The organism is Pseudomonas sp. LB3P25 (assembly GCF_054897985.1).
Window position 1 is genome coordinate 5399477 of the sequence record NZ_CM142711.1, and the last position, 12580, is coordinate 5412056.

The 12580-nt window shown below is 58.7% G+C and carries 10 protein-coding genes; 7 read left to right on the forward strand and 3 right to left on the reverse strand.

Annotated features, from left to right (window positions below):
• Positions 1–121 precede the first annotated feature (121 nt).
• The 5 genes from hyi (at position 122) to ACYZTW_RS24845 (ending at position 5867) form a co-directional block, all read left to right on the forward strand.
• Positions 122–904, forward strand: coding sequence for a hydroxypyruvate isomerase (hyi, locus tag ACYZTW_RS24825; RefSeq protein WP_462002193.1), 783 nt, complete (start codon positions 122–124; stop codon positions 902–904).
• A 157-nt stretch (positions 905–1061) separates the two neighbouring features.
• The gene (locus ACYZTW_RS24830; protein ID WP_462002194.1) at positions 1062–1952 is read left to right on the forward strand and encodes a 2-hydroxy-3-oxopropionate reductase; all 891 of its coding nucleotides are present in this window, start codon (positions 1062–1064) and stop codon (positions 1950–1952) included.
• Positions 1953–2103: 151 nt separating this feature from the next.
• A complete protein-coding gene (locus ACYZTW_RS24835; RefSeq protein WP_462002195.1) occupies positions 2104–3384 on the forward strand; it encodes a glycerate kinase type-2 family protein in 1281 nt (426 codons plus the stop codon).
• Positions 3374–4789, forward strand: a complete 1416-nt coding sequence (pyk, locus tag ACYZTW_RS24840) for a pyruvate kinase (protein WP_462002196.1) — start codon at positions 3374–3376, stop codon at positions 4787–4789. The genes ACYZTW_RS24835 and pyk overlap by 11 nt, the downstream gene beginning before the upstream one ends.
• A 163-nt stretch (positions 4790–4952) precedes the next feature.
• Positions 4953–5867 carry an urea transporter gene (locus tag ACYZTW_RS24845; protein ID WP_462002197.1) on the forward strand — a complete coding sequence of 305 codons (915 nt, stop codon included), beginning with the start codon at positions 4953–4955 and terminating at the stop codon, positions 5865–5867.
• Positions 5868–5884: 17 nt separating this feature from the next.
• Here the strand turns inward: ACYZTW_RS24845 and ACYZTW_RS24850 are convergent, their stop codons facing one another.
• Both ACYZTW_RS24850 and ACYZTW_RS24855 read right to left on the reverse strand, forming a co-directional pair.
• Positions 5885–6700, reverse strand: a complete 816-nt coding sequence (locus ACYZTW_RS24850; RefSeq protein WP_462002198.1) for an alpha/beta hydrolase — start codon at positions 6698–6700, stop codon at positions 5885–5887.
• Between the two features lie 61 nt (positions 6701–6761).
• Positions 6762–9341: an autotransporter family protein gene (locus ACYZTW_RS24855; RefSeq protein WP_462002199.1), complete on the reverse strand. Its 2580-nt coding sequence runs from the start codon at positions 9339–9341 to the stop codon at positions 6762–6764.
• Positions 9342–9559: 218 nt separating this feature from the next.
• Between ACYZTW_RS24855 and ACYZTW_RS24860 the strand changes: the two genes are divergently transcribed.
• Both ACYZTW_RS24860 and ACYZTW_RS24865 read left to right on the forward strand, forming a co-directional pair.
• Positions 9560–10384 carry an ion transporter gene (locus ACYZTW_RS24860; RefSeq protein WP_462002200.1) on the forward strand — a complete coding sequence of 275 codons (825 nt, stop codon included), beginning with the start codon at positions 9560–9562 and terminating at the stop codon, positions 10382–10384.
• A 194-nt stretch (positions 10385–10578) separates the two neighbouring features.
• Entirely contained in the window at positions 10579–11577 is a 999-nt protein-coding gene (locus ACYZTW_RS24865; protein ID WP_309676598.1) for a sulfate ABC transporter substrate-binding protein, read from the forward strand.
• Between the two features lie 191 nt (positions 11578–11768).
• Here the strand turns inward: ACYZTW_RS24865 and ACYZTW_RS24870 are convergent, their stop codons facing one another.
• A complete protein-coding gene (locus tag ACYZTW_RS24870) occupies positions 11769–12398 on the reverse strand; it encodes a hypothetical protein (protein WP_462002201.1) in 630 nt (209 codons plus the stop codon).
• Between the last annotated feature and the right edge of the window lie 182 nt (positions 12399–12580).

Sequence of the window (12580 nt, forward strand, 5' to 3'; positions counted from 1 at the left end):
GGTTGCGAAGCAGCCCCAAAAAGCTCACGACTGCTGCGCAGCCGGACGGGGATAAATCCCCTCGCCACGGCCTCGTGCCTCGGCAGCTGCTACAGGCACCTATTTTTTACAGGAGACCACCATGCCGCGTTTCGCAGCCAACCTGTCCATGCTGTTCACCGAACAGGATTTTCTTGCCCGTTTTGAAGCGGCCGCCAAGGCCGGCTTCAGTGGTGTCGAATACCTGTTCCCTTACGACTTCAGCTCCGCCGAGATCAAAGCCAAGCTCGATGCCAATGGCTTGACCCAAGTGTTGTTCAACCTGCCGGCCGGTGACTGGGCCAAGGGCGAACGCGGTATCGCGTGCCTGCCGGATCGGGTCGAAGAATTCCGCGCCGGTGTCAACCTGGCGATTGCCTACGCGAAAGTATTGGGCAACACCCAGGTCAACTGCCTGGCCGGTATTCGTCCACAAGGCATCGACGATGCCACCGTGGAAAAAACCTTCGTCGCCAACCTCAAGTACGCCGCTGACAAGCTGCAAGCGGCGGGCATCAAACTGGTGATGGAAGCGATCAACACCCGCGACATCCCCGGCTTCTACCTGAACAACACGGCGCAAGCCCTGTCGATTCGTGAACAGGTCGGCAACGCCAACCTGTTCCTGCAATACGACATCTACCACATGCAAATCATGGAGGGCGACCTGGCCCGCACCATGGCTGCGCACTTGGGCGAGATCAACCACATCCAGTTGGCCGACAACCCTGGGCGCAACGAACCGGGAACCGGTGAAATCAACTACCGCTTCCTGTTCGAACACCTGGACCGCATTGGTTATCAGGGTTGGGTCGGTTGCGAATACAAGCCACTGACTACTACTGAAGCGGGTTTGGGCTGGCTGAAAACCCACAACGCGATCTGACGCAGATCCCTGTGGGAGCGAGCCTGCTCGCGATAGCGGTGTAACAGGCAACAGAGATGTCGAATGTTACGGCCTCATCGCGAGCAGGCTCGCCCCCACAAAAAAGCAGCGCTCCCCTATTTGCTTGAAGCAGCAATAAAAACAAGAGGAATTTCTCATGGCTAAAATCGGATTTATCGGCACCGGCATCATGGGCCACCCAATGGCGTTGAACCTGCAGAAAGCCGGTCACAGCCTGTTCCTGTCGGCGCACCACGACCCTGCGCCTGCCGACCTGATTGCCGGTGGTGCCGTCGCCCTGGCAAACCCGAAAGAAGTCGCGCAAGAAGCCGAATTCATCATCGTCATGGTGCCGGATACTCCGCAAGTCGATGACGTGCTGTTCCGCGCCGATGGTGTTGCGGCCGGTGTTGGCAAAGGCAAAGTCGTGATCGACATGAGCTCGATCTCGCCGACGGCCACCAAAGCCTTCGCGGTCAAAATCAACGAAAAAGGCGCGCAGTACCTCGACGCACCCGTGTCCGGCGGTGAAGTCGGCGCCAAGGCCGCGACCCTGAGCATCATGGTCGGCGGCGATGCCGATGCCTTCGAACGCGTTCTGCCGCTGTTCCAGGCGATGGGCAAGAACATCACCCTGGTGGGCGGCAACGGCGATGGTCAAACCGCCAAAGTGGCAAACCAGATCATCGTGGCGCTGAACATCCAGGCCGTGGCCGAAGCCCTGCTGTTTGCTTCGAAAAACGGTGCCGATCCCGCCAAGGTGCGCGAAGCGCTGATGGGCGGTTTCGCATCCTCGAAGATCCTCGAAGTTCACGGCGAGCGCATGATCAAAGGCACCTTCGACCCAGGCTTCCGCATCAGCCTGCACCAGAAGGACCTGAACCTGGCCCTGGCCGGCGCACGCGAGCTGGGCATCAACCTGCCGAACACCGCCAACACCCAGCAAGTGTTCAGCACCTGCGCGGCCATCGGCGGCAGCAACTGGGACCACTCGGCGCTGATCAAGGGCCTGGAACACATGGCGAATTTCTCGATTCGCGATAAATAAGCCCAGCCCCAAACCCTGTGGGAGCGAGCCTGCTCGCGAAGGCGATGTGTCAGTCAACATTCATGTTGAATGCGAAGCCGCCTTCGCGAGCAGGCTCGCTCCCACAAGGAACCGAGTCGCCCTCCAATAACAAGAAATCCGGGAGCCCGCCATGTCGGTCAATCCGCAACAATTCCTGCGCGAGCTGTTTGCCACAGCCATCGACGCGGCCCATCCGCAGCAAGTCCTCGAAGCCCATTTGCCCAAAGACCGCAACGGTCGGGTGATCGTCATTGGCGCCGGCAAAGCCGCCGCGGCCATGGCCCAAGTGGTGGAGCGTTGCTGGCAGGGTGAAGTATCAGGTTTAGTGGTGACGCGTTACGGTCACGGCACCCCGTGTGAAAAAATCGAAGTGGTCGAAGCCGCTCACCCGGTGCCCGATGCTGCCGGTCTGGCGGTCGCCAAACGCGTGTTGGATCTGGTCAGCAATCTGACCGAAGACGACCGCGTGATCTTCCTGCTCTCAGGCGGTGGCTCTGCCCTGCTCGCTTTGCCGGCGGCCGGCATCACCCTGGCCGACAAGCAGTCGATCAACAAAGCCCTGCTCAAATCCGGCACCACCATCGGCGAGATGAACTGCGTGCGCAAGCACCTCTCGGCGATCAAGGGCGGCCGTCTCGGCAAAGCCTGCTGGCCTGCCACTGTGTATACCTATGCGATTTCCGATGTACCGGGCGACCTCGCCACGGTCATCGCCTCCGGCCCCACCGTGGCCGACCCGAGCACCTCCGCCGAAGCCCTGGCGATCCTCAAGCGTTACGCTATTGAAGTCCCGGCCTCGGTGCGCAACTGGCTTCAGAGCCCGGAATCGGAGACGGTCAAACCCGGCGACCCGAGCCTGGCGCGCAGTCACTTCCAGCTGATCGCCCGCCCACAGCAGTCGCTTGAAGCCGCTGCGGTGAAAGCCCGTCAGGCCGGTTTCAGTCCGCTGATCCTCGGCGACCTGGAAGGCGAATCCCGCGAAGTGGCCAAGGTTCACGCCGGTATCGCCCGTCAGGTTGTACTGCACGGTCAGCCGCTGGCAGCGCCGTGCGTGATCCTCTCGGGCGGTGAAACCACGGTCACCGTACGCGGCAATGGCCGTGGCGGGCGCAACGCCGAATTCCTGCTGAGCCTGACCGACAGCCTCAAAGGCCTGCCCGGCGTCTACGCGCTGGCCGGTGACACCGATGGCATTGACGGCTCCGAAGATAACGCCGGCGCGATCATGACCCCGGACAGCTACGCCCGCGCCGCTGCACTCGGTCTGAGCGCCAGCGACGAGTTGGACAACAACAATGGCTACGGCTATTTCGAGGCGCTGGACGCGCTGATCGTCACCGAGCCGACCCGCACCAACGTCAACGACTTCCGCGCCATCCTGATTCTCGAGAGCACAAAAAATGACGCCTGATAAAAAGGTCAAAATCCTCGCCACCCTCGGCCCGGCCACCGACGGAATCAATAACATCCGTGAGCTGGTGCAGGCCGGGGTCAACATCTTTCGCCTGAACTTCAGCCACGGCGATCACGCCGACCATGCGCAGCGTTATCAGTGGATTCGTGAAGTCGAGCGCCAGCTGAATTATCCGCTGGGCATTCTAATGGACCTGCAAGGCCCGAAACTGCGGGTCGGCAAGTTCGCCGAGGGCAAGGTGCAACTGCATCGTGGTCAGGCACTGCGCCTGGACCTGGACCCGACGCCGGGCGATGAGCGCCGGGTCAACTTGCCTCACCCGGAAATCATCGCGGCGCTGGAGCCGGGCATGGACCTGCTGCTGGACGACGGCAAGCTGCGCCTTCGCGTGGTGACAAAGTACTCCGATGCCATCGACACCACCGTACTCAATGGCGGCGAACTCTCGGACCGCAAAGGCGTGAACGTACCTCAAGCGGTGCTGGAACTGAGCCCACTAACCGCCAAAGATCGCCGCGATTTGAGCTTCGGTCTGGAGCTGGGTGTGGACTGGGTCGCGCTGTCGTTTGTGCAGCGTCCTGAAGACATCCGCGAAGCCCGCGAACTGATCGGCGACAAAGCGTTTTTGATGGCCAAGATCGAGAAGCCATCGGCCGTGACTCAACTGCGCGAGATCGCCGAATTGAGCGACGCGATCATGGTTGCTCGCGGTGACCTGGGCGTGGAAGTGCCGGCCGAGAGCGTGCCGCAGATTCAGAAAAACATCATCACCATCTGCCGTCAGCTCGGCAAACCGGTGGTGGTGGCGACGCAGATGCTGGAGTCGATGCGCTTCTCCCCTGCCCCGACCCGTGCCGAAGTGACCGACGTCGCCAACGCCGTCGCCGAAGGTGCGGATGCGGTGATGTTGTCGGCGGAGACTGCATCCGGTGAATACCCATTGGAAGCCGTGCAGATGATGAGCAAAATCATCCGCCAGGTGGAAAACGGCCCGGACTATCAGGCGCAACTCGACGTGAGCCGGCCGAAGGCCGAGGCGACTGTTTCCGATGCGATCAGCTGCGCGATTCGTCGCATCAGCAATGTGCTGCCGGTGGCGGTGCTGGTGAATTACAGCGAGTCCGGCACGTCGAGTTTGCGTGCGGCGCGGGAACGGCCGACGGTGCCGATCCTCAACCTGACGCCGAACCTGCAGACCGCTCGCCGGTTGACGGTGGCGTGGGGCGTGCACTCGGTGGTCAATGATCGGCTGCGGCAGGTGGATGAGGTGTGCTCGACGGCGCTGGAGATTGCCCAGGCGCAGGGCATGGCCAAGCGTGGCGACACGTTATTGATCACGGCGGGTGTGCCGTTTGGGCAGCCGGGGTCGACTAATTCGTTGCGAATCGAGACGTTGATTTAGCGCCTGTACCGGCCTCTTCGTCGGAACGCCGCCCGGTGCCGGCTCGCTCCCACAGTTGATTTGTGTTGTTCACAAATCTGGCGACTGAACACAGATTCAGTGTGGGAGCGAGCCTGCTCGCGAAGCAGGCGACACGATTTAACTGAAACACCACAGACCTAAAATGCCTGCCAACCACTTCAACACCCACTGCCCCGACTGGGCGACTGCCCTGCTCAACGGATTCAGCCAGATCTTCCTCCAGCGCAACCCGCTGTGCGGTCTGCTGTGCCTGCTGGCCATTCTTTTCACCGCGCCCGCCCTGCTCGGCGGTGCACTGCTGGGCGGTGTCGCCGGGTTACTCACCGCGCAACGACGCGGCTATGCCAAGGCCGATCGACAGGCCGGACTCTTCAGTTACAACGGTGTCTTGCTCGGTTTGCTGCTGAGCCTCTACTTCCCATGGTCAGCCATGTTGCCGCCGCTGATCATCGCCGCTGGCGGCCTGAGCGCGATGCTGACCGAGCAATGGCTCAAGCGCGCCCGCGATCATCATTGCCTGCCCGCTTACACCGCACCCTTCGTCGGGATGAGTTGGTTGCTACTGTCGTTTGCCACGCCTCAATCACCCGCACCGGTGATCGAGATGAACACATTCAACCTGCTCGCCGCTTCATTGAAAGGGCTCGGTCAGGTGATGTTTCTGGGTCATCCGCTGGCCGGTGCTCTGATTGCTGCGGGCTTGCTGATCGCAGATCGCCGCGCTTTTCTCTGGACGCTGCTGGCTTCCGCCACCGGCCTCGGCTTTGCACTTCTGCATCACGAAACGTCAAACGCACTGCTGGGTTTGAGCGGCTACAACGCTGTGCTCGCGGCGCTCGCCTTCAGTCAGCAACGTCGCCAACCCTGGCTGCCGCTGCTCGGCATTGCATTGGCGGTCCTGCTCACACCGGGTTTTGCCGCACTCGGGCTGGCCACGCTGACCGCACCTTTCATCCTCGCCTGCTGGCTGATCCGTGCCGGCATTCGGGTGCTGCGCCAGGCCGCTGTCGACAGTGCGCCTTGCGCTATTGAGCGCCAAACCAAGGGTGGCGCCTGAAAGGGCTGAATCTGCATTCAGCGCAATGGGTCAGTCTCGCAAGCCAATGGCAGATCCGACCGCGAGCCCCAACTTTCATCGTATCCCTGATCGTGAGTGGCGAGGGTTTCGACGACTTCCAGGCATTTGCCCTGAAGCTGCGTGATGTAGACCTGGAGCATTTGAGGCGGCACGACCTTGTCATTCAAACCGATGAAATGACGTTGCGGGAGCGCACGCAACTTGTCGCGAAACTCTAGAGGTGTCACCGGCTTCGAGAATGGCGCGAGCTGCATCAGCTTCGCCCACTTTACAGGGTCGAGATTCCCGGCAATCGTTTGCACCTGAGTGACGTCGTTACGAGAACCCGCAAGGATCAAGGCAATCGCCGCGCCGCCCGAGTATCCGATCAGTTCAAACTGCTCCACTGCAAAGCGACTTTTCAGACGATCAAGGGCCGCGCTCATGGCCTCTATGACCAATGAATTGAAACGACCGGAAGTCCACAAATCAGTGTTGCAACCCGGCGATGTCACGAACTGACAAGGGCGCGCCAGATAGGCGCTGGGCCCCCGATCTCCAGCGGCCAATCTCGCCATCAAGGACACGCGAGGGGTCGGATCGATACTCGGTTGAGATCGTGTCGCCCACGCCCGACCATCGCCTTCGATGTAAACACGCAGATGCTTGTAGCCCCCTGGTGGCGGTAGCAAGGCCATGAGTGTGTAAGGTGAACTATCGAGCGTGCCAGGAGTAAGCGAAGAGCCTTGGCTTACCGCCTGCAAATCCACTTTACCCGCGCACCCGCTGAGCCCGAGGAGCGCGAAGCCGATGGCGGCCAGTGCTTTAAACATGGTTTTAACCTGTTGATCAGACGCAACGGTCCACCCGCGCGAACCGTTGCAATCCAGTCGATCAAAAAGCGTAGCGCGCTTCAAGGGTAAAGGTGTCGGCGTTAAAACCGGTCTTCGCTTGATAGCTGTAATGGGTCCCCAGGGTTAGAGCATCAATTTGATACTTCACCCCTATGCGACCTTCATAACTATCACGTACCGGGCGGGCTCCCGCGACAATGAAAGGCGAGCCCCCCAAGGTGAAACTGGAGGTCTGATTGATCTGGTCACCGATGAAGTCATGGTAAGCCATCACGCTCGCTTCAGGTGTAAGGGTGCCATTGAGCAGTGGCACGTCAGCGGCCATTCGCAACCCGGCACCCAGCTCGCCAATTTCGAAGCGCTGGGCATTGGAGTGCAGGGCGGCCGAAGAGCCATGCTCATTAAAACTGTCCAGCTGAATATTGGTGTAACGTGCGGCGACACGGGGTTCGACAATCAGTTGGTCAGTGAGTTTGAAGGTATAACCGCTCAAGGCGCTCAGTGCCCATGCGTCACTGTTGTAGCTGGCTTTGGCCACGCTGTCGGCGATATAACGTTTGCTGTCATTGTCATTGCGCCCGTAACTGAGGCTGCCATCGACAAACCAGTTGCGCAGATCCCAGCTGCCGTACAGCGTCAATGCGCTGCCCTGTACATCGGTTTTATTTCCGGTATCGGAAGTAACGTTAGTGTTCAGATACGAATAGGCCAGACCCACGGTGGAGTTGGCATTCAGCTTGCCATCCGCCCCGACAGCAACACCGCTGCTGTTGGCCGAATAACCGGCGACCGCATCACGACTGTCCTGATCCTGATTGCTGCTCAAACCCTGAATCCATACGCCGGTATCTGCCAGCGAATCCCCTGATGAGAGCCCCGAGCGCAGACCGGACACGCGGTTGCTGATCGCTCCATTCATCATCGCCTGACCCGACACTGCCGCATTGACCGCCCCACCGCTGACTTCCGGAGCCAGTTGCTCGCCGAGCTTTGCCAATTCCTCTTGGGAAGAGGCGTTGGCAAAGGCTCTGAAGACCGCATCATCACTGTGCAATTGTCCCAGCGGGCCATTCTTGAAGCGATTGAGAATCTCGCGAGTGCTGCTGGAAGTACCGATGCTCCCCTGCTCTTCATCCACCTGACTGTCACTTTTCAGTGTGACCAGTGCGTTGACGGTCTGAGCATCGGTTGTATAGCTGGCGACGTTCAACAACGAGGACGAACTGGTGACGCTCAACCCGTTGTTCTGCAGGCTGCTGGCCTTGACCAGTGTGTATTGAGTGCCGGCAGCGGTCGGCGTGAAATCACCTGGTTTGGCATTCAATGTCACTGTGGAGGACTGGGCGAAGGTGGCCTTGCCGTCCACCGTCAAATAAGGCGTACCGGGCGTGACGCGATCCGAAAGCAACATATCGATACCACTGTTGGCACCGACGTTCAGGTCACCGGTAATCACGACCCCCTGGTTCTGAAGGTTCAGAGATCCCGAAACGATGGAAACCGTGCTGTCGATTTTGCTACCGGTGTAATTGGCCTGACCAGCGACATTCACCCCATTGAGGTTGAGCAGATCGCCCTTGATCGCACCGCCGGTCCAGTTCAGTTGCGCCAACCCTGCGCCATCGATGGCCGCCGCATGATTGCTGCGAATTTCGCCACCTTGCTGGTTGATCTCGAACGCTGATGTCTGGTCCGCATCGACCCGGATCGCAACACCGTCCGCAGTGATATTGCCGGAGTTGATAATGCCCCGAGCGCCAGACACAGCATTCTGCGTGAAAGTGGCACCGCCGAGCTTGATGCCCGCGGCGTCTTCACCCGATGCCTGAATAGTCCCGGTGTTGAGCAAATAGTCGACTGAACCATCCAAAAACTCGATAGCCCCGGAGTCCTTGCCGACGCTCATGATCGAGCCGCTGTTCTCGATCCTCAACGCGCTGGTTTGGGTCTCGACGTGAAAAGCGGAGGCGTTCTGACCCGTGGCACGAATCGTTCCTGAGTTGAGAAGCCTGCCGGCGATGCTCACGGGATGCCCGTAATGGGAATCCAGAATCAGCCCCATGGCATCGTTACCGTGCACATCGACAACACCACTGTTGATCAGATCGCCGCCAATAGTGGTCCCATGAAGGTAGATACCCTCAGGCTCGCCATAGATATTGGCTCCCGATGCCTGGGTGATGGAGACAGTCCCGGCGTTGATGACATTGCCGGTGATAGTGGTATTACCGATCTCGATTCCCTCAGCGTTATTCACGTTGGAAAGAGAAAGCTTGCCGGCATTGATGAAGTCACCCTGGATGTTGCTGCCGCTGGAGTTGAAACCATGGAAACCGGCATCCAGTCCGATCCCGGTCACCGTCGCGCCTTGAGCGTCGAAAGTGAAGTCGCCCCGGTTAATGAGTGAGCCCGCGACAGTGTTCTGGAAGAACGTGACACCTTTATTGTCCGTGTTGCTCTGGCGGGTTCGTTGCCCGGTCAGGGTCAAGGTTTCACCAAGGGTTTGACCAGTCCAGTCCTTGAAACCCTGACTCAGGTCGTACTCGCTGGCAAATGCCTGAGCGGTCGAAGCGCTGACAACCATTGCCAGCAGGCTTTTCTTGAAAAACTTACTATCCATATCGCTTCCGTGTGGTTTTGAAACCCATCGCCTGAAATCCGGGCAGCACATCGAGACAAAGGTTCTTGTTCTGTGGGAAGTCGCTATATCGACGAGATAATCAATTTCTTAAGCCATGAACGACTAGAACCGGCTGAACATGGCGTACCCGGCGTCCCGCTTGCGCAATCCTCGTCAATCACCCAGGCTTCTCTCATTTTCGGCTTGGGCAAGACCTTATGGACAGTAACAACGACTGGCGCCATCGCCTCTACGTCATGATTTTCCAGAGCGACACGGTGGCTGGGCGGCGCTTCGACGGCATCCTGCTGTTGATCATCCTCGCCAGTATTGTGATCGTGATGCTCGACAGCATCGACGCGGTTCACCAGAACTACGCCAGCCTGCTGGCGTACATCGAGTGGGGCTTCACCGTCATCTTCGCCATCGAATACGGCCTGCGCCTGTACTGCTCGCCCAAGCCGTTGCGCTACGCGTTCAGCTTTTATGGGATGGTGGATTTGCTGGCGATCGTGCCCGGGATTCTTGCGTTGTACTACGCCGATGCGCAGTACCTGCTGATTATCCGGATCATTCGGATGCTGCGGATCTTCCGCGTACTCAAGCTCAGCCCGTACCTCAAACAAGCCAACTACCTGATGTCTGCATTGCGCGGCAGCAAGCAGAAGATCGTGGTGTTTCTGGTCAGCGTCTGCACCCTGGTGACGGTATTTGGCACCTTGATGTACGTGATCGAAGGCCCCGAGCACGGCTTTACCAGCATTCCCAAAGGCATCTATTGGGCTATCGTCACGCTGACCACCGTAGGCTTTGGCGACATCGTGCCGAAGACGCCGCTGGGTCAGGTGATTTCGTCGCTAGTGATGATCACCGGTTACTCGATCATCGCTGTGCCCACCGGGATTTTCACCGCCGAACTGGCCAACGCCATGCGTGGTGAGCAACTGCAACACGACTGCCCGGAGTGCAAGAAAAACAGCCACGAACATGGGGCAGCGTTCTGCTCCCGATGCGGGAATGCGTTGTTTAAGAAGCTGGAATAAGCAAAGTGCTTTTTAATCTTTAAAGGACTATGCGAGCCCCGTTATAGTCGCGGGCAAAACGGTGGCAACACCTCTTTTAATGACTGACAACTAACCCGTAGGAGCTGCCGAAGGCTGCGATCTTTGATCTTGAAGAATCAACATCAAAAGATCGCAGCCTTCGGCAGCTCCTACAAAAAAACAAGGACTGCGCAGTGAAAAAACTCTTTGGCGCCTCACTTCTGGCCGCTGGCCTGGCACTGACCAGCGTTGCTCAGGCCGCACCGACCCTGCTCAACGTTTCCTACGACGTGATGCGCGATTTCTACAAGGACTACAACACTGCCTTCCAGAAACACTGGCAAGCCGAGCACAACGAAAACATCACCCTGCAAATGTCCTTCGGCGGCTCCAGCAAACAGGCGCGTTCGGTCATCGATGGCCTGCCGGCTGACGTCATCACCATGAACATGGCCACCGACATCAACGCCCTGGCGGACAACGGCAAACTGGTCCCGGACAACTGGGTCACCCGCCTGCCGAACAACAGCGCGCCGTTCACCTCGGCCACCGTGTTCATCGTTCGTAAGGGCAACCCGAAAGCCCTGAAAGACTGGCCCGACCTGCTCAAGGACGGCGTGCAGGTGATCGTGCCAAACCCGAAAACTTCAGGTAACGGCCGCTACACCTACCTCTCGGCCTGGGGTTATGTGCTGAAAAACGGTGGCGACGAAAGCAAAGCCAAAGACTTCGTCGGCAAGCTGTTCAAACAAGCGCCGGTCCTCGACACCGGTGGCCGCGCAGCCACCACAACCTTCATGACCAACCAGATTGGCGACGTGCTGGTGACCTTCGAAAATGAAGCGGAAATGATTGCCCGTGAGTTTGGTCGTGACCAGTTTGAAGTGATCTACCCAAGTGTTTCCGCTGAAGCCGAGCCGCCGGTGTCGGTGGTCGATAAAACCGTCGACAAGAAAGGCACCCGCGCTGCGGCCGAGGAATACCTGAAGTACCTGTGGTCGCCGGAAGGTCAGGAAATTGCGGCGGCGAACTACCTGCGTCCGCGTGATCCGGCGGTGCTGGCCAAGTACACCGATCGTTTCCCGAAAGTGGATTTCCTGTCGGTAGAGAAGACCTTTGGTGACTGGCGGACTGTGCAAAAGACCCACTTCAATGATGGTGGGATCTTTGATCAGATTTACAGCGGTCAGTAATTTCTGAGCCGAACGAAAAAGGCGACCTGAGAAGGTCGCCTTTTTTGTGGCCGAACACAAAACTTGTGTTCGCTGAAGATCCCCTGTGGGAGTGAGCCTGCTCGCGATGACATTTATCCATTCGATAAATTTGTTGCCTGACACGCCGCTATCGCGAGCAGGCTCGCTCCCACAGGGTTTGCGCCAAGCAGTTACATCGGCGGCGTCACGCCATCCTTGCCGGCCGAGATGGATTGGGCGGTCAGCGTCCCGTCAGCACTTTGGGTCACAAACGTCACGATCTTCACGCCCACCTTCAGTAAGCTGCGATCCCCCGGCATCAGATTGACGATCGGCACATCCTCCGGCACCAGAATCTTCTGTTGCCCGCCCTTGTAGTTGACGGTCAAAACCCGGCCGTTGCTGACCACCAGATCGCCCACGCTGCCATTGGTCATGCTGCTGCCCTTGACCAGATCAAACGGCCGATGTCCATCGCCACTGCCCGCCAGTTCCGGTGGAAAGACGTGGACTTCCAGCGCCTTCAGTGTGCCGTCGTCCTGCGGAATGGCCGCCGAGCCGATGTAGCTGCCAGGTTTGATGTCTTCGATATTGGCCAGGGTAACGGCGCGGACTTTGGTGTCCTTGGTCAGATTGATGACCACGTTCTCACCACTGTTGACGTGGACTTTCAGCATGTCGGGGCTGACCCCGGTGATCTCGCCGCGAACCCCGATGCGCATGCCCGGCGCGTCAGCAGCCTGGGCGAGACCTGCCGTAAACAAGCCGATCAAGGTAACAACTGAAGCGCCGCGAATCAGGTGACGAAACATCGCATTCATGAAAGTGCCTTCCGTTTTATGGAACGTGAAGAGAGAACATAAGCACGCTATCGAACAGGATGTAAGTGAATGTATCATCGGACCTCAATGTTTTGACGCAAGGTTCCTCGATGGACATCACACACGTCCGTCACTCATTCCGCAACGGAATGATTGCTATCACTCCAAACCCTCTTCTGCCC